This is a genomic window from Streptomyces sp. NPDC015532 (genome assembly GCF_043078065.1).
In the GTDB taxonomy this organism is placed as follows: Bacteria; Actinomycetota; Actinomycetes; order Streptomycetales; family Streptomycetaceae; genus Streptomyces.
In genome coordinates this window covers 502,412-522,009 of record NZ_JBIBSY010000002.1, presented here as the reverse complement: position 1 = coordinate 522,009, position 19,598 = coordinate 502,412, and the positions used below count along the sequence as shown (strand labels likewise).

Genomic DNA, 19,598 nt, shown 5'->3' with positions numbered 1-19,598 from the left:
CCTTCCGCGAGGCCGCCCCACCACGCCCTTTCGAACGACGTAAGGACGCCCCATGAGAACCAGACTCCGCGTACGCCCGCTGCACGCAGCACTCACCAGCGCCGCCACGACAGTCGGCATCACCGTCGCCCTGGTGGCCACCGGCACCCTCAGCATGGCGCAGGGCCGCATCGGCCAGGGCGCCCAGGAACTCGGCGACCCCGACTACGGCGTATGCCGCGGCGTCGACGCCCACTGCTACCACAACTGGGGCAACTTCGACACCACCAAGGCCTTCAAGGTCCTCCTCTACACCCACACCGCAGGCCCCCGCCACGCCAACCTCGGCCCTGTCCTCGCCGCAGGCATGAACCCGCCCCTCACCGATGCCAACGTCGTCCAGAAGGCCGTGCTCAAGCTGGGCGCGGACGACGGCTTCCAGGTCGACTACACCGAGGACGTCTCCCAACTCGCCTCACCCGCAACCCTGTTCAAGTACAACGCCGTCATCTTCTACTCCACCAGCCGCGACGCCCTCGATGACGCGGCTCAGACCTCCCTGCGGCAGTACGTCCGCGGCGGCGGCGGATTCGTCGGCGTCCACAACGCGTTCGGCACCGAGTACAACTGGCCCTGGTACGAGGGCCTGCTCGGCAACGCCAACTTCTACGACCACGGCCCCGCGCAGCCCGGCACGGTCGAAACCGTCGACCACAGGGACGTCTCCACGAAGTCACTGCCCTCCAAGTGGAACTTCTCCGACGAGTGGTACAACCTCGTCCCCGCCCCGACGCGGGTGCGTGTCCTGGCCAACGTCGACGAGAGCACCCTCGCCAGGGGCGTGACCGGCAACTACAACCATCCCGGGCACGGCGAGAACCACCCCGTCGCCTGGTGCCAGTACTACGACGGCGGCCGCGCCTGGCTGACCACACTCGGCCACGACGCCAAGGACTTCTCCACCGACGGCTCCTTCGCGGGCGCCGCCGAGTTCCAAAAGCTCCTCCTCGGCGGCATCGAATCCGCCATGGGCAAGACGCCGTTCTGCAAGTGACGTCCGGCCACACCCGGTCGGCCAACTACCGCCGCTCACCACGGCGCCATCACCCCTCCCGACAGGAAGGCAACATCACCATGCACGACGAGACCCGCATCCAGCACCCGGCCGAGCCGGCAGCCCAGACCCCCGCGGGCTGGCAGTGCCCCGACTTCACGGTGGTCGACACCGCACTGGAAGTCACCGCCTACTCCCTGCGCACGAAGTAGGGAGACTCCGCCGTGCTGCTGCGCATCCTCGGCACAGCAGCCGGTGGTGGCATACCTCAGTGGAACTGCGCGTGCCCCGGCTGCACCGGGGCACGCCGCCACCCCTCCCGCCGGCGCCTCCACGACGGACTGGCCCTCCAACCGGCGGACTCAGGGGCCTGGTTCCTCGCCAATGCCACACCGGACATCGCCGAGCAGCTCGAAAGCCACCCCAGCCTCAGGCCCGACGCCGGACAGGAACGCACACCCGTCGTACGCGTCGTTCTCACCGATGCCGAACTCGACCACACACTCGGCCTCCTGCGGCTCAGGGAAGCCTCCCGTATCGACATCTGGTGCACCGAACCCGTCCGCAAAGCCCTGACCACGCGCCTGGCCCTCAACGAGGTTCTTGCTCCCTACACCACGCTGAACTGGTACGACCTTCCCCTTACCGGAGCCGAACACCCCGCAGGCATAGGCGGACTTGACGTCAGCGCCATCCCGCTGTCCGCCAAGCGTCCCCGCTACGCCGCCGACGAACCCGCACACCCGGCCTGGAGCACCGCACTCAAGATCAGCGACAGAGCCACCGGGAAGACCGCACTGTACGCGCCGGCCCTCGCGGCCTGGAACGACCGCCTCGACGACGAAATCGCCGACGCGGACTGCGTTCTGATCGACGGCACCTTCCTCACCGACGACGAGCCCCACCGCACAGGCTTCTCGCAGCGCACCGCCTCCGCCATGGGACACCTGCCCATCGAAGGCCCGCACGGCACCGCCCTCCGCCTCCAAGGAAGCGGCAGACAGATCCTCTACACCCACCTCAACAACAGCAATCCACTGGTGGATCCGGACGATTCCGCACACGAACGGCTCGCCGGCCTGGGCCTGGGCGTTGCCGCAGACAGGATGGTGGTGTCTCTATGACCACGGCCGCACCCGACACCCGGCTCGTCACCCACCACCGCGCCGCCCAGGACGGCCCGGCACCCTGGACCGCGGATGAGCTGGAACACCGACTGCGAGACCTGGCGGTCAGCCGCTACCACGACCGCCACCCCTTCAACCAGCGCATGCACGAAGGCCGGCTGGCACCGGCCGAACTGCGGACCTGGGTTGCCAACCGCTTCTACTACCAGTGCAACATCCCCATCAAAGACGCTCTCATCCTGAGCAAGCTCCACCTTCCCGCGCATCGACGGTCCTGGCTGCGACGCATCCAGGACCACGACGGACACACCGACCAGGACGGCGGCATCGAGAGATGGCTCCAGCTCGGCGAGGCCGTCGGCCTGCGCCGGGACGAGCTGCTCGACCATCGACACCTCCTGCCCGGCGTCCGCCTGGCCGTGGACGGCTACGTCAACTTCTGCCGCAACGCCGGCGTGCTGGAAGCCGTGGCCTCGTCCCTGACGGAACTCTGCGCTCCGTCGATCATGCTGACGCGCCTGGAAACCTTTCCCCTGTACTACCCCTGGATCAAGTCCGCCGGCCTTTCATACTTCCGGGGCCGCGTTCCCCAGGGCCGGCGAGACGGAAGCGAAGCCCTGGGCTGGGTACGCACGTGGGCCACCACACGCGGGCAGCAGCACCAGGCGCTGGCCGCGCTGTCCTTCAAGTGCGACGTCCTGTGGAGCCTGCTCGACAGCGTTCAGCAAGCCGCCGACCAGGACTGCCACCATGCCTGACCCCGCCACCTGGCGTCCCCGCCTCCCGCCCGCAGCGCGCCTGCGTCATGACCAGGTCCGCCACACCGACGTCCTGCTCCTGCCCGAACGGGTCATCGTCCTGCACGGCTCCGGCCGGGCCGTCCTCGACCTCGTGGACGGCACCCGCACCGTCAACGAGATCATCGCCGCCCTCGCGCCGGAACCCGTCCCCGACACGATCCGCGACGACGTCACCTCGTTCCTGAACAAGCTCCACACGGAAGGCGGCCTGCGATGACGGCTCCCACCCCACCCTGGGCCCTGCTGGCCGAACTCACCCACGCCTGCCCCCTGCACTGCGGCTACTGCTCCAACCCCCTGGAACTGACCCGCCGGTCGCAGGAACTCGGCCCCGCCCAGTGGGCCGACGTCTTCCACCAGGCAGCGGAACTCGGCGTCCTGCACACACACCTCTCCGGCGGCGAGCCCCTGCTGCGCAAGGACCTCGAGCAGATCACCCGCTCCGCAGTGGACGCAGGCCTTTACACCCAGCTGGTCACCAGCGGCGTCGGACTGACAGCAGAACGACTCGACGCCCTGGTCGATGCCGGTCTGCACAGTGTCCAACTGTCCGTACAGCACGCTGACGCCCGGCGGTCCGACGAACTCGCCGGCCATCCTGCCTTCACCGCCAAACAGCAGGCCGCCGCGCTGGTCAGGGAACGCGACCTGCCCCTGGGCATCAACGTCGTCCTGCACCGGCACAACCTCGACGCCCTGGACGCGCTGATGGAACTCGCCGTGGCCTGGGACGCGGAACGGATCGAGCTGGCCAACACACAGTTCTACGGCTGGGGCCTGCTCAACCGAGCCGCGCTCATGCCGAGCCGCGAACAGTTGGCCGCCGCCGGAGCGCAGGTGGAGGCCTGGAAAGAACGACTCGACGGCTCTGTCGAGATCACCTGGGTGGTGCCCGACTACTTCTCCGGAACCCCCAAGCCCTGCATGGGAGGCTGGGGCGCTGTCTCGCTGACCGTCACGCCGGACGGGACGACTCTTCCCTGCCCGGCAGCGGCAACGCTGCCCGGGCTCGATGCGCCCAACGCCACCGAGCGGCCCCTGCGCTGGATCTGGGAGGAGTCACCCGCCTTCAACGCCTACCGAGGCACCGACTGGATGCCGGATCCCTGCCGCAGCTGCGAACGGCGGACCGAGGACTTCGGGGGGTGCCGCTGCCAGGCATTCGCCCTTACCGGAGATGCGTCCCGTACCGACCCGGCCTGTTCACTGTCGCCGGACCACGCGACTCTGATCGATCTCACGCGCCCCGGCACTCCGCCCGAGCTCATACCTCGCCGCCCTGCGGCAGTCAGCCGGCTCCAGGCGCGCACCGTACAGCACGTCACGTGAGAGCGGATTGCTGATCTGAGGGATGCGTCAGTAACCCAGTCCATGGATGGCGCTCAGTTGCCCGAAGCCTGTGCTCCGGCCCTCCCGCTTCGCACCTCTGTTTCGCTTGTTTCCGTGGTCGCCGTTGCTGACGCTCGCCGCCGCGAGATGTACTGCAAAGGCGACTGCGGACGTGCATGGCACAACCTGCCGGCGGCGACCGAGCAGCCGTAGCGTCGGACATTCCGGCTCTGGCTGGGCTGGTGTCGGGCGCTCCGTCTCGTGTGGCGCGCGGTCAGCTGATTCTGGGCTCGTTCGGCTTGAGCCCTGGTGTGAGCGGGGGCGGCCCGCCGGACGGTCCCGGGCACGCCTCGTCCCCATTTCGCCGACGAATCCCTCGCCCCGCTCCGCCGGGAACGGAGAGACAGCATGAGGTCCGCGACACCCCGGCACCCTGCGACGGCTCCGCCTCGGCTCCCGCGGGCCGGCCCGGTAGAAGGACAGGCGACACGGGAGCAGCTGCGCCCGCGGCCGTGTCACCCGACAGCCCCCTTCCCCGCCTGCTAGCAAATCGCTAACATCACTGCTATGGGTATCGCACAGCTCAACACTCGCGTCGACCAGGAGCTGGCCGACAAGGTGCGCGCCTCGGCGCAGCGCGCCGGAATGTCCCTCAACGACTACGTCACCGGCGTCCTCGAAGCCGACCAGGCCGCCGCGGACGGACCCGAAGACCTGCGGGAAGCCCGCGCGCGCATGCACGCCCGCGTCGCCTACCAGAAGTGGATCGCCGGCGGCCGGTCCGAAACCGGCTCCATGACCATGGACGAGGTCTTCGGCGCGTGACGGCAATCCCCGCCCGGTTCGCCGCGCACATCGGCGAGACCATCAAGAACCTGCCCGGCCCGGCCAAGGAAGAGCTCCACGACGCGGTGATCCGCGCATGCGCCGACCCTTGGTCCTGGCCGCAGGCCGACAAGTACGACATGGATGAGGCGGTACGCGTCATCACGACCGGCACCGCCATCGTCCACTACGTGATCATCCCCGGCCCCGACCCCCACCTGTGGGTCTTCGCCATCACGGTCTGACGCACACGGGCGCGCCAAGACCGGCCGACAGCTCGACCGGCCTCAGCAGGATCCGGCAGCGCCGGCCGACACCCAGTTGCTTGACGAACTGCATCGAGCGCTGCGCCACTTCATGCAACGCGAACCGCACTTCCACCAGGTTCCCGCCCCGCTGTGCCACCCGCTGCGCATGACTGGTGCCACCCTTGCCCTGACCGAGCGCCCCACCTTCCTGTCTGGCGGATCTGGGACGCCGTCTGGGCACGGGCCGACAAGCGACAGGGGCCGCGCAGGGGGCTTTGTCAGTCGCTCCGGCTAGTGTGCGGACTGCCGGTCGGAGATCGTGAGGGACTCGCGGCCATGGGGGGTGGGTAGGAAGGTTCCCAGCATCCAGCTCGGGACTGGAAGTGGTATCCGTGGCCCCACCCCCCTTCTCCGTTCACCCTTCTCGAAGACCTGGTCGACGGCGCTCTGCCGGGCGCGTCTCGGGACCTTCGGGGGCGCCTCCTACGATGCCCTGACTGCGGCGCACGCCAGGTGCGTCGAGGGGGAGGGGATCCGGTTCATGGTGAACAGACGTGGCCTGCGCGGAGGCTGGCGGTCGGGGGCGCTCCTGGTCGCCGCCGTCATGAGCGCTCCGTTGCTGTCGGCCGCGCCCGCGGCGGCCGTGCACGGTGCGATGCCAGGTGACTTCAACGGTGACGGCTACCGCGACGCCGTGCTGCCCGCGCCGGGGGCGAACGACGAGCCGGACCATGCCGGAGCCGACGGCGCGCTCGGCGGCCGGGTGCTCCTGTGGTACGGCTCGGCACACGGCATCGCACGGGACACGAAACCCGTGCAACTCACCCAGAACACCCCCGGCGTCCCTGGCACGAGCGAGAAGGAGGACAACTTCGGCGGCGCCCTCGCGGTGGCCGACCTCAACCGTGACGGGCTGGCGGACATCGTGGTCGGCTCACCGCTGGAGGACACGGGCAAGAGAGACGCCGGACAGGTGACGGTCATCCCAGGCCGCCGAACCGGGGCCCTGGGCCCCGACTCCTACGCTTTCACCCAGAACACCGCCGGAATCCCGGGAGCTGACGAAGCCGAGGACGCCTTCGGCACCACCGTGGCCGTCGGCGACATCAACAAGGACGGCAAACCGGAACTCTTCATCGGCGCCGCAGAAGAGAACAACGCCACCGGCGCCGTCTGGGTGCTCGCGGGCGGCACCGACGGTCCCACCGCCAAGGGCAGCAGCATCATCACCGCACCGTCCGTCGGCTTCCCGCAGAAAGACAGCACCCTCCTTGGTGGCAACGGACTCCTCGGAGTCATCTGAACGAGAGGCGACCGCGCCACAAAGCCCTGGCTTTACACGCCGCGTTCCAGCACGGGCCGCGGGCGCCGGCCCGACGGGGGAGGGCGGTAGCCGGTGGGGGAGGCGAGGAGCTCGCAGACCCCGCTGCCTGTCCAGGGTGTGGCCCCGGTATTCCCTTCGACGCGACCAGCTCCCGCCCTTGACCTGGCAGGTGTGCGGATGTTGCAGACCCTCTTCGACGTCGCGCGCGTCCACGGCACCGAGGCGCGCCACACACCCGTGGCGGTCCCGGCCCACTGGAACGGTCCCGTTCTGAAGAGAGGACCGAAGGTGGCGGCCCCGCCGGAGGGACAGGCCGATCGAGGCCGACGGCTCGGGCACCTGCCTTTGGGGTGAGGCTCGCGCCACGTTCACGCGCGGGATCGCACCGGAGCCGAGGACGCCTGGCCCGACAGGCAGCGAGTCCGCGCCTCCCGTCGGACCGGAAGAGGCGTGCACGACGGAACCCGGTAGAACGGCCGCTGCCTGGGAAGACGCGAATTGATCTTCGTTGACGTTCCAGGGGAGGAAACATCACCATGGCCGTTCCCGCACGCGCCCGGCGTACCGCGCGCCGCTCCCACCGGTTCGAACTCCGGGCGACAGCCCTCTACTTCGCCCTCCTCGCGGTCATCCTCGCTCTGGTGGGCGCGGCCGCCCGCACCGCCGCCGCGGCCGCGGTGCACCGTCCCGTCTGGGCTGTGGCGCTCGCCCTTGTGGGCGTCGGCGCCGTCATGGCCGGCTGCCGCGGGAAGCGCCGCATATCGGCGGCGAGGATCGCGCGCCGCGCGGCCGTGGCCCTGGACGAAGCCACGCAGACGGCGGTCGAAGCGCTCGACGCGGCGTCACCGGCTCCCGCCGTCGGCCTGGTCCCCGCCGGGGCCGGCGCCTGCGGCGGCTGCCTCGGCACGCATCCCACCGTCCTGCTTCCCGAGACCGTCGCCGAGGCGCCCGCGGACACGGTGGAGATCGCCTACGAGACCTTGGACCCAGACGAGTTCGAACAGGCGGTGGCCGAACTGTGCCGGCGCGACGGCTGTCTCGACGTGGACGTCGTGGGCGGGGCCGGCGACCTGGGCGCCGACGTCGTGGCGAGGACGGCCGACGGGCGCTCGGTCGTCATCCAGTGCAAGCGGTACTGCGACGGCAACCGGGTCGGCTCCCAGGATCTGCAGCGCTTCGGCGGTACTTGCTTCACCGTTCACGGCGCCGATGTCGCCGTCGTGGTCACCACCAGCGACTTCACCGCCCCCGCGCTCGACTACGCAGAGCAGTGCGGCATCGTGTGCGTCGACGGTCCGCAACTGCGGCGCTGGCAGGAAGGCGGGGGACCGCTGCCCTGGGAGGCGCAGGCGTCGGCAGGCTGACGGCCACGTTGTCTCACCCACGACCGGCACCATCCTGAGCTCGACCGCCTGATCGTGCGCCAGCGGGACTTCTTCCAGGCCCGTGGCCAGGGCGTCGAGTGGAAGCTTCGGGCTCCCGACCTGCCCACGGATCTTCCCGAGCGACTGGTCGCGGCTGGTTTCGTCCCGCAGGAGGCGGCGACAGTGCTGCTCGCCCTCGCCGAAGAGGTGGCCGCCGAGCCGGTCCTGCCCCGCGGCGTCGTGCTGCGGCAGGTCAACGAGGCCGAGGATCTGCGCCGCTTCGCCGACCTTGACGCCGTCGCGGTACAGCGCCGTCGTGGCCGAGGTGTTTGGAGTCGACTGCTCCTGGGTCGCTACCGACCTCAGCGCCCGGGTGTCGGCGGATCCCGGACAGATCACCATCCTGGTCGCGGCGGCCGGTGAGCGGCTGGCCTGTGCCGCCTTTGCGGTGTACGAGCCGGGCACCGATTTCGTCGCGCTGCTCGGCGGTGCAACGCTGCCGGAGTGGCGAGGACGCGGGCTCTACCGCGCCATGATCGCCGCTCGGGCACGGGAGGCCGTTGCCCGGGGCTTCGGGTTGCTGCACGTCGACGCGTCCCCGGCCAGCGCGCCCATCCAGCGCCGGTGCGGCTTCCACGAGATCACCACCTCGACGCATTATCAGTGGGCGTAGCCGAAATAGCTTGGGTTCGAACCCCGGTCCTGGCGTGCTCGAAACGTGCGTACTGCGCTTGGCTGTCGCCGTCACGGCTGGATTTGGCCAGCGACAACTTTGCGGGCCAGGTCGTCGACCGGGTATGGCAGGCGGATGGGGGTGCGGCCGAAGCTGATGCTGACCTCGGCGCCTGTGATGGCGATCTGGTCGGTAGACAGCAGAGCGATGGCTGACGAACGTTGGGCATAGAGAAGCACGTCGGGCCTTGCGGTAAGCGCTGGTGAGCTTGTTGGCGTGCGCCCATCGGGTGAACGTGGCGGTCTCGTAGCGGTAGCTTCCCGCCGAGATCGCACAGTGAGGGTGTCTCGCAACTAAGGGCTGTCGGGAATGCTGAGTGGGAGCCTCGGCTGGAGATGGCCGCGCACCGTTACTTGGTCGGGCGGCCCCGGCTGTGAGGCTGTCCGCGGCATTCGCCTACGGGCTGCCTTTTGATTCGTAAGTCCAGACGTTGCCTACGTTGCGTCCGCCCCGGCGCACTACTGTGCCGAGGACGGCTGTGAGATCGTCCTCTACCTCGGCAAGGAGCTCTGTGCCGAAGACGCACAGGGACTCCTCCCAAGGGTGCCAGAACGTACCCATGCGCAGGTCGCGGGTGAGGAGCATGGAGTAGTCGCCCTCCCAGCACGCGATGCCCGGCCAGGTCGGCTGCCCCGGCGCGCCGACGCGCGCGGGGTCGAAACGGTATCCCTGATGCCACCAGTCGACCGAGTGGAGATGCTCGCCGGGGCGGACGTGGACGCGCAGGCCCCGCTCGACGATGTCCTGGAGGCGTGCCACCCGATGGTCGTCCGGGAGGTCTCGCCCCAGGCGGTAGGTGTGACGAGTGTCGGTGACGTCCCCGACATGCCAGGTGACGGAGTCGGGTGGCTCCTCAATGGCCGGGTAGTAGGTGTGGCTGGGCTTGAAGGCGAAGCGGGCCTTGAATTCGTCGCACAGCGCATCGTGATCCCGATCGTCGAACAGCATGGATACCGGGCGGGAGTCAGGGGGTGGCGTGCCGTTCGGCGACCACACGTAGACGCGTACCGTCGAGACTGCTCGGAGGCCGGCCGTGAGAAGGGCGTCCAACCCCGGCCCTGTCGGTGCCTCGGCCGTGAGATAGCGGCGGTCCGGTGCCGGACCGGGGCCGAGGTGGAGGCTGCGGCTGTTGCGGGCCCAGCGGACCCAGCGGTGCACGAACTCCGCGTGGGGGCCGGTCAAACCGCGAACGGCCGCGAATTCTGTCGCCCCGACGGCTTCTGCCCAGCCCGCGCCGACGATCCTGGATTCTGCCTCCAGGAGCTGGACGTTCAGACCCCAGTTCAGCAAGTTCCCGTGGTCCTCGCGGACGTCCGCCAGGCTGCGCGTGTACGGACCGAAGGCCTCGACCAGACGGTCCAGCTCCCGAAGTCGGCGGTAGCCGTAGTCGAGCCTGCGCGCACGCATGCCCTTCGCCGGAGCCACCTCACCCACCAGATCGTCGAGCTCGGCGATGTGTAGCGTGCGCGTCGGTCCGACGGCCGTGAAACCGGCGGTGCGCAGCGGTCCGTCCATCTGGATCGGGTCGTGGTTGTACGTCCGCCACTCAGCGGGCTCGCAGCGGGCGGCGAAAGCCTCCTGCTGCCGACGGATCAGCCCGGTGACTTCAGCCAGGTCGGTCCCGGCGGTCAAGGGAGGGTGTCGAATCGTGCCGTGCGTGCCGTAGTGAGTCCGAATCACCGGTCCGTCCCGCTCGACCACGGCTCCTACCGGAGCCCGCTCCGTGACATGCCCTCGCACCTGCTCGTCATACGCTGCCAGCAGCGAGCCCACCTCATTCATCAAGTCCCTGGCCTGGCGGACACCTGTCCTCGGGCATGGCGATTATCTGGACCGTCGTCAACGCCGGCCACTCATTAACGGTCACGCTGTGGCGCGAGGCAGGCCTGCACGCGTCCTGCAACAGGGTGGGTACTGCTGACGAATGAGACAGCGAGACATCACGAACCGCTGAGACAAGCGGCCCCTCCACATGGAGGAACACCACGTCGATGGGCCGGTTGGCCACAGCGCCGTCACGGGTCTTCACGTGGATGGCGTCGATGAAGAGCACCGGATGGACGGCGTCGAGGGGCTGGCTCTGCCATTTGGCCATCCCCTCCAGGCCTATGTGGGTGATGGGGCCGTTCCCGCGACCCCCTAGCGGGGGCGATCCGGGTCCGGCTCGTCGCGACCGTCGCCGGCATCTTCGCGGGCGGCGCGCTCGGCACGCTCATCACACCGTGGGGGACGGGTCATGCGCTGCTCGCGATCGCGACCGCGGTCCTGATCGTCGCCGCACTCAACGTGCTCCTGGCGCGGTATCACCTGCTCGCGCCGGAGCTCATCGGCTGAACTCCCTTCCGGGACAGCCCCGCCCCGCGACGGTGCCACACACCGTCGCGGGACGGTTGCCGTTTCCACGGACGGAACCTAGCCGTGCCAGGGGCCCGTCACCGCGAACGTCGTCCCGGGCGTATAGCAGTTCACGTACATCGTGTCGCCGTCCGGGGAGAAGGTGACGCCCGCGAACTCGCCCCACTCCGGGGCCTGTGGCGTGCCGATGTTCTGGGCGCCGCGCGCCAGGGCGTACACCTCTCCGCGCCGTGTCACCCCGAAGACGTGCTGCGCGCCGTTGCCGTCCTCGCAGACCATGAGGCCGCCACCGGGGGCGAGGCAGATGTTGTCGGGGGACTCGCCGGGTAGTTGGATGTCGGTGCCGGGGCCGAAGACGATCACCAGCGTGAGGCGGCGAGCCGATGGGTCGTACCGCCAGACCTGGCCGTAGTGGTCGGCCGAGGACCCGTCGGCACTGCGGGCGAAGGAGGAGACGAAATACACGCAGCCTCCGCCCCAGTAGCAGCCCTCCAGTTTCTGCCCGTGCGTGATGCCCTTCGGGCCGAAGTCCTGGAGACGGACGGGGGTCTGGGCCGCCAGGGGATCCGGGACGTCCACCCACTCGATGCCATGGAAGGCCGTGCCGGTCGCCTGGACGGAGGATAGGTCCGGCACGCCGGGGACGCGCATCGCCTGGAGCCGGCCGCCGGCGCGCAGTGAACCCGTCCCGCCTCGCGGTCTGTTGGGCAGGAAGCGGTAGAAGAGGCCGAAGGGCGAGAGGAACGCGTCCTCGGTCTCGTACACCACTCCCCGCCCCGGGTCGACGGCGATCGCCTCGTGCTGGAAGCGCCCCATGGCGGTGAGCGGAACGGCTCCGGTGCGGTGCGGGTCCACCGGGTCGACCTCGAAGATGAAGCCGTGGTCCTTGGTGTAGCCGTTGGTCCCGGCCTTGTCCTCGGTCTCCTCGCAGGTGAGCCAGGTACCCCAAGGCGTGGGCCCACCGGCGCAGTTGACGGCCGTGCCGGCGATGGCCACGCGTTCCGAGAGGACGTTCCCCTGCCGGTCGAGTGACAGGGACGTACAGCCGCCCTTGCCCATCGGGTCGTACGTGAGGCCCTCGACTGTCGGGACCGCGATCGTCGCGGTGACCCGGTTCTCGTGATTGCGGACCAGGTGGACGCGTCCGCGGCCGTCCCGGGAATGCCCCGCGAAGGCGGCCATGCCGTCGTGGTTGCTGGGCACCAGGCCTTCGCCGGAGCGGAGCCGGTCGCCCTCGCGCGAGAGGACGCGGTAGCGGAAGCCCTTCGGAAGGTCGAGCAGTCCGTTCGGGTCGGGGACCAGGGGGCCGTAGCCACGGTGGCCGAGGCTCTGCGCGGCGGCGGTGCCCGCGAACAGTTCGGAGAGATTTCCCGCGAACGCGAGGGAGCCGCCTAGCGCCGCGGTCCGGGCGATCATCTGACGCCTCGTCGTGGACCGGCTGTTTTCGGGCATGGGACAACCTTCCTGCTGGCGGACAGGACTGTGACCCAGCTGTGTCTAGCACGCGGTGGAGTCCGCCGGAACCACGCACGTCGTACGTGTCACTCCTTTCGCTGGGGTTTCGTCGGTGAGACGGTGCCGCTCCCGCGAGTCGGCCGGCCGGGAGCGCCATCTTCGCCTCCCGGGAGCGGCGATTACTGCCGCGATTACCGAGACGGAGCCGCGGTGAGACCATCCGTGCTGGTCATGGGCGTGCATCGGTTCATGGAGCTGTGTTTCTGCGGGTTGCGCGGGGTGCGGGTGGCGGCCGACCGCCACCCGCACCTTGCCGTCACTTGAATGCGAACGCGATGCGGGGTGCAACAGTCCCCCGTCGGATTGGTGGGCGGCGTGGGCGCAGATGCCTTGGAGCCACGCCGCGACCGCTGCGGCGTCGGCGAACTGCATGATGTGGGCTTCGTCTCCGTCGAAGTGTTCGGCCGGGGCGTGCAGCATGCTTTGCGCCTGCGCCGGATCCCGTTGCAGGGAGGCCGCAGCCGTCATGGCCTTCGTCCCTGCGTGACCACGCGGAATCTGCACAGCACTTCAGGAGCGCGGCCGACGACCGCACCGCGCATCCGCCAGGCCGTCCGCGCGAGCACCGCACCGTAAAGCCGCGCGTTCCCGCCCCGGCAGCTGAGCGGGAAACCGCAGCCAGCTCGCAGCCGGACAACTTCCGCCCCGCCACCTTCGACGGACAGGGCGCCATTCGCCCGACCTGCGCGCCATGGGCCTCGAAGCCCACGGCGACCGGCCTCCCGCCGACGTCGCCTGCGCGCCGTTCCTGGAGTCGATCCAGCACAGCCTTCCCCGACGCCGGAACGATCCCATCCTGGCATTCAGGCCAGACGCATGCACAGCCTGTCGTCCTCCTCTTCGACCGGACCGCCGAACTCGCCCCACAGACGTGGGCTTTGAACGGCCCGGCCCCGTTCTGGTGAACCTCGACCGAACCCGCCCGTAACCACGGCAGCCGCCGTTAGCGTCCCGACTCCATGCACTCCCGGGGGAATCATGCACCGCGCCACCGCCGCCCTACTCACTGCTGTCCTGATCGCCGGAGGAGGAGCCGTCGGCTGTGCCACTGCCGGCGGGGCGACTGACGTGAAAGCCAGTACAACGCCGACGCCGACCGACACTGGCTTCACGGCCGAGGACTGCGAGGAACTGCTGGAGCTGAACTTCCAAGCCGACGCAGCCATCGACGTCTCACGCGAGCCGCGATGTGTCGGCCTCACCCACGACGAATACGCGAAGCTTGTCGGGGAGATACTGGCCAGTCACAAGTACGAGATCTTTGCCGACGCCGCCGATGAGGCGATCTACGACGATGCGTGGGACGGCCTCGACGCGGACGCCCAGACGGACACGTGCAGTCTGCTGAGAGGGGAAGGCTCGGAGACGGTGGGCATCATTCTGGAGGCGATGCTGGACGATCCGTCGATCGATACGAAAGCCATGGCGAAGTACTTCTTCATGGAGAAGTGCTGACCGGTCCGCATCGAGCACCCGGAATCGGGCGGGGCCTCTTCATGTCCGAGGCTCGCCGGCCGGGACCTTCGTCGTGGGTGCCGAACCGCGCGCGCCATCCAGCGGCAGAATGGGGGCCGGCCTGCCCACCCACGACCTCGACCCTGCCACCATCGCACCCTCAGCGGCACTCGGATCAGCCTGAACACCTCCACGCCCGATCCGGATAAGGATGCCCGCGAGGTGGAGTCCGGCCTGGTAAATGGTCGCGGTCTTGTCATGTCGGGTGGCAAGGCCGCGCCACTGTTGCAGCGATGTTCGCGATCAGCCGAGGCTGTATGAACAGGCCCGGTGGAGGGCACGCGGTGTGATGTGAATTCTGTTGGAGCCGGTGCTGACCACGCCCGTGCTCGGCGATCCAGGAGAAGCCTGCCCCGAGCACACACCCTGCGAATTTCTCTCCGCCTCCCTGTGCGCTCCGACCATGCGGTCACGGCTGGACCTCCCGCCAGTGCTCTGTCGGCGGCCGAGGTGAGTTCTGTGGCTCCTGAAGTTCCCAACAGCCTTTTCTGTCCGACGCGTTGACACTTCATGCAGCGCGCTCCACGATGACCGGGCGGTCACATGACCGCCCGGTCATATTCGGGAGTGCTTCATGCCCAAACGAACCTGGCACCGGCCTTCACCGGTCCGACGCGAGACCGTCTTGACCGCAGTCATGGATGGGTTCGGCACGCACGGCTACTTCATAGGCAGCCTCAATGTCATAGCCCGGGAGGCCGGAGGTTCGCTGTTTCAGCACTTCTCCGGCAAGCTCGTCTCCTTCATCTGCGTCGCGGAACAGCCATCGCTGCGCATCTACGCCCCCGCGACGACACCCGAGCACAGCCCGTTGAGTCCGCTAGCGAACCGCCTCCGCTGCTGAGTCTGCCCCTGCGGGAATTCGGTCTGCGCTTTGGCGGCCGACACCAGCATCCGGGGCTCCGCAACCCGTTCTTAGGCGGTTGCAACCGGAACCGTCTTCTTCTCAGCCTGCAGCGCCCGACGGTGACGACAGGCACCTGAGAGCCGCCGCATCGCCCCGCAGCCTGCGATTCCTTGTCCCACAACCGCACCCAGAATGAGGTGATCCTGTGTTACGTCAATTATCGCGGATAGTGAGCGTTCTGCTGCTCAGCGCAGCATCCGCCTTCGCCGTCATGCCGGCAGCCAGCGCGTCGCTCCCCGCCGCAACTTCAACGGTCGCAGACCCTTCCACCACAGGGGCCTACGCCGTGGCCTACTCCGATGTGACCGTCTCGGCCTCTGGCCGATCGTTCAGTGCACGCGTGTGGTACCCCGGCAGCACGGCCGGGCCCAACGCCCCGGTCGCACCCGGCGCCCACCCCGGACTGGCCTTCGGACATGGCTTCTTTCAAGGCATTACGCAGTACGAAGGACTGCTCAAGCACTATGCGTCCTGGGGCTTCATCACCGTCACGCCCAAATCGCAAGGTGGGCTGTTCCCCAGTCACTCCGCCTTCGCCGACGACCTCAACGCCGCTCTCACCTGGCTGACCAGCCAGAACACCACCGGTGGATCCCGTTTCGCGGGCGCCGTCAACACTGATCGTCTCGGGGTTTCCGGTCACTCCATGGGAGGCGGTGCCGCGCTGCTCGCTGCCAGCCGCAACCCGGCCATCAAGAGCGTGTCCACTCTGGCCGCGGCGGAGACCAATCCGTCGGCTGTCACCGCCTCCGGAAAACTGACGGTGCCGGCCCAGTACGTCGGCGGCAGCGCCGACACGATCGCCGGGGTCGCCGACAACCAGCAGAAGATGTACGACGCCAAGCCGGCCCCCACGCAACTGCGCGTCATCACCGGCGCCTTCCACTGCGGATTCGAGGACAGTTCCGGATTCGGATGCGACAGCGGCACCCTCGCCCGAGCTGCACAGCAGAAGCTGACCCAGGGTGTCACCACCTCCTACCTTCTCTACACCCTCGGTGCGGATAGCTCCATGTATGACCAGGTATGGGGCTCTGCGGCCCAGAACCTGGCAGGGGTCGTGTACACCGCCAAGCCCTGACCTACTTCTCATCGTCCTAGCACGCACCTCCTCCAAGGCTCACGACCCGTACTGCCCGGACGGAACGCCACCGTGACCGCCCATTCGATGACCGCTTGAGCCGACAGGCCCAGCGGACGGGCGCACATCTGGACGGTCCTTACGGGCGGTACGGCGTATCCAGTGACTCTGCACTGCAGACTGGCGCGCCCGGAGTGCGCCTGGGGAAGCAGCACCAGAGGTGGGGCCCCCACCGTCGAAAGGTAAGCCGGATTGGCAGTCGGCTCCGGCACGACAGCAGCGCGCGAGATGCAGGAAAGACGGTGTTGCCGTGGTCGCCACAGAGGTGCACCGAGCGCGGACACCGCTCGGTGTAAAGGTGCTGTACCCGGCTCCCGGACAGTGCCAGGGCTACCTGGGAGGAGGAGTTCCGCCGACTAAGAGGTCCTGACAAAGGCGTTGGACGTGCCTGTGGGTGATCAGGCAGGTGGCGAGGCTGAGGAAGGCCTCGTGGATGTCGGCGCGTCGCTCCCAACGGATCCGCAGTCGTTGGAAGCCGTGCAGCGGCAGCAACTGCGTGACGTCGTTGCGGTTTCCGCCGGTCAGCGACACCGCGAGCGGGATGCCCTGGGCGTCGTGACATCGCGACCAGCCACCTCCTCGGACGGGGCTTCACTCTGGTCTCCCGGCTGCGCCAGGCGCCGCCGCAGGCCCCCGAGTGGGTCGGCGTGCTCCTGCTCGGCCAGGGCCCGGCCGGTGAGGACGGGCTGATGATCCTCGCCCCCGACGGCGAGACGTTCTTCGCCGGGACGGTCGACCTGCCGGACGGCCGGATCACCCAAGCCGCCCCGCTACGGCTGGGCCGTGCTCTACATCGGCAACGCCGGCCTCGCCGGGCGCCGCCACGACGACAAGGCGGCGGCCAAGGGCCTGCGGGCCAGTCCGGATAACTGGTCGGCGCCCACATCGCCATCGGCACCGCGCCGACCGCCAGAACGTGACGCCGCCGGGGGTTGATCTGTGGGGCGAGTGGGGTAGAACAGGAGCCGGGTGCACTCCGGCGACGGGCGAGCACCCACCCCAGATCAGCCGGGGAAAGCCCCGGCGCTATTTCGAAGGACAGCAGTATGGCCAGCGGCACCGTGAAGTGGTTCAACTCCGAAAAGGGCTTCGGCTTCATCGAGCAGGAGGGCGGCGGACCCGACGTCTTCGCCCACTACTCCAACATCTCCGGCAACGGCTACCGCGAACTGGCCGAGGGCGAGCACGTCACGTTCGACGTCACCCAGGGCCAGAAGGGCCCCCAGGCCGAGAACATCGTCCGCGGCTGACACAAGCCGTCCGCGGGCGCCCGAAGCCTTCGAGAGCCGCGGGCCGACTCCATCGCGTAAAGAGGGGCCCGGCGCAGTCGGGCCCCTCCGCCGTTCTCGCTTCCGCTGTTGAGGGGCAGCCGTGGTGGGGCAGTCCGGTCCCGCCAGAGCATTACAGGACCGGGCTGCAGCTGAGGCCCAGCGGCCGGGCAGCGGCCGGGCCCCAGCTTCCGCGCATCCCAGGACGCAGAACAGGCCTCCCGATCACGGCGGCGACATCAGCCACTGCGAGGACGTACCCGGTCGGGTGACGCTGCCCGGTTCCGAGAACTGCCGGCCACGGCGGCGCGTTCTGCCGGGCATGAGATCAATCCTCGATGCGCACGTGGCCGAGCCGGGCCTTGCGGTAGTAGAGATCGGGGCTGCCGACGACGCGACCGCTTTCGCCATTCAGCAACTGCCCGTTGAGCGCTGCGCTAGAGCGTGCGCGGATCGAACGACTCGAGAGCCGGGTGAGCCCGGCGTTCGTCGGCGCTTCTTCGCCGATCTGCGCCAGGAGCCCGACGCGTAGGCGTCCGCGGCGCCATCAGAAGCTCCAGCTGTAGAGGCCTCCACCCGTGCTCACCGCAGACGCCGCGAGCCGGGCAACTCCCTTCAGGACCGCCAAGAGGTCATCGTCCGTCATGTCGTCCCCGTCGGCGCTCCTGAGCCTCGTGGTCCAGCGGCGTGCCAGTTCCGCCAGTTCGGCGGAGCCGGCGCCGGCCAACGCCCGGGTCAACCGTGGCGGCAGAGCGAACACCTCGACGCCATCGTTCGTGGGAGCGATGACCTCGTCCGGCCACGGCCACCCGGTGAGCTGCTCCAGCGGCGGGATCTCGGCCGAGGGCGCCTCGAAGTACATGTCCCACTCGACGATGGTGCTGTCTGGCTCGATGAAGTGACAGGTCACAGACGCAAAGGCCCGGCCGGGTCCCCCCAGGTACGTTGCGGCGGCAGTCTCGTCGTCGGGGGCGAGGAAGAACACGATGTCGTGGGCCATCCCGGCATGATGCCAGCCCACCGTACGGGCGCCGGTGTCATCCAACTCGACCAGGTGTCATCCACCTCGACCAGCCTCCGGTCTCCGCGCTCCTTGTGGCGGAGTGGCCCGGCTGTCAGTGCGATGACGCAGCGCTCTCCCGATGATCCGGAAGTGCTGGGCACGCTGGTGCGCGACGTGATGTGGGACCAGTGGGCGCGCATCGGCCGCATTGCCCCGGTCGGGAGGCTAGGCAAGGCCGCGATTGCCATGAGCACGGTCCAGTACCTCGTCATCCCCGGCTGGGCTGAGGACCTCAGGCGTACCAGGTCCTGATGGAGAGCCTGTTGTCCAGGGACCCACGCCGTTGTGCCTGTTCGGTTAGTTATCACTGATGCGTTGTGGGACCGGATTGCGCCGCGGATGCCGGGCGATCCGGTCCGAGGGCGACGCTGGGCCGACTATCGCCGCACGCTGGAGGCCATCGCTTGGAAGTACCGGACCAGCTCGCCCTGGAGGGATCTGCCCGACGGGTCGGCTCGTTCCAGACCGCACACAAGCGGCTGACCAGCAGATGCCGTGGTACCAGGGCGACTTGCCGCATGTGCTCCTGTGGGCCGTCAAGTGGCCTTCCCTTCCGTCATAGCCCGGCTGGAGCACGTGAACGGGCCGCACCGGTTGGTGAGGCCCGGCTGGAGCGCGTCCTGGTCGCACCCGCACGTGAACGGGCCGCACCGTTCGGCGAGCCACGTGCGGTCGGTAAGCGGCAGGTCTGCCCGCTGGTCGTCCATTACCTGACCGGACGCGTCCACGCGCCTGAACGGCTCCTCGTACGGGGTGCTGCACCCCGTGCACTGGGCGTTGAACCAGTAGGAGAGCTCGCCGTGTACTTCGGCGGGGATCACGGGGTATCTGTCGCCTCCGTCGTGGAGTTGGACGGTCAGCGCAGCATTGCAGTCACAGGCCATCGGCGCATCGTGCCAGGCCCGCGCTCCCCTCAACACCGTTGCGAGCTGGTAAAGAGGATTTTGTCCGACAGAGCTGTTTCAGAAGTCGATGATCGGTCGCCGCTCGGGGCTGGTTTGATCCCAGGAAGGGCGCCTCTGCAAGATGACGTCATGCTCGATTTCGGCAT

Annotated in this window: 22 protein-coding genes and 2 pseudogenes; 18 read left to right on the top strand and 6 right to left on the bottom strand. The window is 68.8% G+C overall.

The annotated features are described in order from the left end of the window. Nucleotides 1-52 precede the first annotated feature (52 nt). The 11 genes from ACF07B_RS08890 (at nt 53) to ACF07B_RS08840 (ending at nt 8,723) form a co-directional block, all read left to right on the top strand. On the top strand, nt 53-1,033 hold the full coding sequence (locus ACF07B_RS08890; protein WP_392178341.1) for a ThuA domain-containing protein: 981 nt from the start codon (nt 53-55) through the stop codon (nt 1,031-1,033). A gap of 80 nt (nt 1,034-1,113) precedes the next feature. Further along, nucleotides 1,114-1,245, top strand: a complete 132-nt coding sequence (gene pqqA / locus ACF07B_RS08885; protein ID WP_392178340.1) for a pyrroloquinoline quinone precursor peptide PqqA — start codon at nt 1,114-1,116, stop codon at nt 1,243-1,245. A gap of 12 nt (nt 1,246-1,257) precedes the next feature. Continuing rightward, nucleotides 1,258-2,157, top strand: coding sequence for a pyrroloquinoline quinone biosynthesis protein PqqB (gene pqqB, locus ACF07B_RS08880; RefSeq protein WP_384233994.1), 900 nt, complete (start codon nt 1,258-1,260; stop codon nt 2,155-2,157). Next, on the top strand, nt 2,154-2,918 hold the full coding sequence (pqqC, locus tag ACF07B_RS08875) for a pyrroloquinoline-quinone synthase PqqC (protein ID WP_392178339.1): 765 nt from the start codon (nt 2,154-2,156) through the stop codon (nt 2,916-2,918). Before pqqB ends, pqqC begins: the two co-directional genes overlap by 4 nt. Further along, complete coding sequence (pqqD, locus tag ACF07B_RS08870; protein ID WP_392178338.1) at nt 2,911-3,177, top strand: pyrroloquinoline quinone biosynthesis peptide chaperone PqqD; 267 nt, start codon at nt 2,911-2,913, stop codon at nt 3,175-3,177. Before pqqC ends, pqqD begins: the two co-directional genes overlap by 8 nt. Further along, the gene (gene pqqE, locus ACF07B_RS08865) at nt 3,174-4,289 is read left to right on the top strand and encodes a pyrroloquinoline quinone biosynthesis protein PqqE (RefSeq protein WP_392178337.1); all 1,116 of its coding nucleotides are present in this window, start codon (nt 3,174-3,176) and stop codon (nt 4,287-4,289) included. The genes pqqD and pqqE overlap by 4 nt, the downstream gene beginning before the upstream one ends. Before the next feature lie 567 nt (nt 4,290-4,856). Beyond that, nucleotides 4,857-5,114, top strand: a complete 258-nt coding sequence (locus ACF07B_RS08860; protein ID WP_369481709.1) for a toxin-antitoxin system HicB family antitoxin — start codon at nt 4,857-4,859, stop codon at nt 5,112-5,114. Then, nucleotides 5,111-5,359 carry a hypothetical protein gene (locus ACF07B_RS08855; protein ID WP_392178336.1) on the top strand — a complete coding sequence of 83 codons (249 nt, stop codon included), beginning with the start codon at nt 5,111-5,113 and terminating at the stop codon, nt 5,357-5,359. The genes ACF07B_RS08860 and ACF07B_RS08855 overlap by 4 nt, the downstream gene beginning before the upstream one ends. Nucleotides 5,360-5,903: 544 nt before the next feature. After that, entirely contained in the window at nt 5,904-6,665 is a 762-nt protein-coding gene (locus ACF07B_RS08850; RefSeq protein ID WP_392178335.1) for an FG-GAP repeat protein, read from the top strand. Nucleotides 6,666-7,222: 557 nt separating this feature from the next. After that, nucleotides 7,223-8,050, top strand: a complete 828-nt coding sequence (locus tag ACF07B_RS08845; protein ID WP_392178334.1) for a restriction endonuclease — start codon at nt 7,223-7,225, stop codon at nt 8,048-8,050. Nucleotides 8,051-8,366: 316 nt separating this feature from the next. Next, complete coding sequence (locus tag ACF07B_RS08840) at nt 8,367-8,723, top strand: GNAT family N-acetyltransferase (RefSeq protein ID WP_392178333.1); 357 nt, start codon at nt 8,367-8,369, stop codon at nt 8,721-8,723. A gap of 71 nt (nt 8,724-8,794) precedes the next feature. Here the strand turns inward: ACF07B_RS08840 and ACF07B_RS08835 are convergent, their stop codons facing one another. The 4 genes from ACF07B_RS08835 to ACF07B_RS08820 form a co-directional block, all read right to left on the bottom strand. Continuing rightward, a complete protein-coding gene (locus ACF07B_RS08835) occupies nt 8,795-8,962 on the bottom strand; it encodes a hypothetical protein (RefSeq protein ID WP_392178332.1) in 168 nt (55 codons plus the stop codon). A gap of 217 nt (nt 8,963-9,179) precedes the next feature. Then, a complete protein-coding gene (locus ACF07B_RS08830; protein ID WP_392178331.1) occupies nt 9,180-10,415 on the bottom strand; it encodes a DUF2716 domain-containing protein in 1,236 nt (411 codons plus the stop codon). A 142-nt stretch (nt 10,416-10,557) separates the two neighbouring features. After that, on the bottom strand, nt 10,558-10,878 hold the full coding sequence (locus ACF07B_RS08825; protein WP_392178330.1) for a hypothetical protein: 321 nt from the start codon (nt 10,876-10,878) through the stop codon (nt 10,558-10,560). 317 nt (nt 10,879-11,195) lie between these two features. After that, a complete protein-coding gene (locus ACF07B_RS08820; RefSeq protein WP_392178329.1) occupies nt 11,196-12,590 on the bottom strand; it encodes an alkaline phosphatase PhoX in 1,395 nt (464 codons plus the stop codon). Nucleotides 12,591-13,631: 1,041 nt separating this feature from the next. Between ACF07B_RS08820 and ACF07B_RS08815 the strand changes: the two genes are divergently transcribed. The 3 genes from ACF07B_RS08815 to ACF07B_RS08805 all read left to right on the top strand — a co-directional run bounded on the left by ACF07B_RS08815 (nt 13,632) and on the right by ACF07B_RS08805 (nt 16,156). Continuing rightward, nucleotides 13,632-14,108, top strand: a complete 477-nt coding sequence (locus ACF07B_RS08815; protein ID WP_392178328.1) for a hypothetical protein — start codon at nt 13,632-13,634, stop codon at nt 14,106-14,108. Nucleotides 14,109-14,742: 634 nt separating this feature from the next. Then, the gene (locus ACF07B_RS08810) at nt 14,743-15,012 is read left to right on the top strand and encodes a hypothetical protein (protein WP_392178327.1); all 270 of its coding nucleotides are present in this window, start codon (nt 14,743-14,745) and stop codon (nt 15,010-15,012) included. A 232-nt stretch (nt 15,013-15,244) separates the two neighbouring features. Further along, nucleotides 15,245-16,156, top strand: a complete 912-nt coding sequence (locus ACF07B_RS08805) for an alpha/beta hydrolase family protein (RefSeq protein ID WP_392178326.1) — start codon at nt 15,245-15,247, stop codon at nt 16,154-16,156. Nucleotides 16,157-16,546: 390 nt separating this feature from the next. Here the strand turns inward: ACF07B_RS08805 and ACF07B_RS08800 are convergent. Further along, nucleotides 16,547-16,771, bottom strand: a pseudogene (locus ACF07B_RS08800) (hypothetical protein); the annotation flags it as partial. A gap of 491 nt (nt 16,772-17,262) precedes the next feature. Here ACF07B_RS08800 and ACF07B_RS08795 point away from each other — a divergent pair. Both ACF07B_RS08795 and ACF07B_RS08790 read left to right on the top strand, forming a co-directional pair. Then, nucleotides 17,263-17,466 carry a cold-shock protein gene (locus tag ACF07B_RS08795; protein ID WP_326790538.1) on the top strand — a complete coding sequence of 68 codons (204 nt, stop codon included), beginning with the start codon at nt 17,263-17,265 and terminating at the stop codon, nt 17,464-17,466. 394 nt (nt 17,467-17,860) lie between these two features. Next, nucleotides 17,861-18,016, top strand: a complete 156-nt coding sequence (locus tag ACF07B_RS08790; protein ID WP_392178743.1) for a DUF6207 family protein — start codon at nt 17,861-17,863, stop codon at nt 18,014-18,016. A 15-nt stretch (nt 18,017-18,031) separates the two neighbouring features. Here ACF07B_RS08790 and ACF07B_RS08785 read toward each other — a convergent pair whose 3' ends face one another. Then, complete coding sequence (locus ACF07B_RS08785; protein ID WP_392178325.1) at nt 18,032-18,484, bottom strand: hypothetical protein; 453 nt, start codon at nt 18,482-18,484, stop codon at nt 18,032-18,034. Nucleotides 18,485-18,637: 153 nt separating this feature from the next. Between ACF07B_RS08785 and ACF07B_RS08780 the strand changes: the two genes are divergently transcribed. Then, nucleotides 18,638-18,799, top strand: a complete 162-nt coding sequence (locus ACF07B_RS08780; protein ID WP_392178324.1) for a hypothetical protein — start codon at nt 18,638-18,640, stop codon at nt 18,797-18,799. Nucleotides 18,800-18,832: 33 nt separating this feature from the next. Further along, nucleotides 18,833-19,029 (top strand): annotated as a pseudogene (locus ACF07B_RS08775) (transposase); the annotation flags it as partial. Nucleotides 19,030-19,598 lie beyond the last annotated feature (569 nt).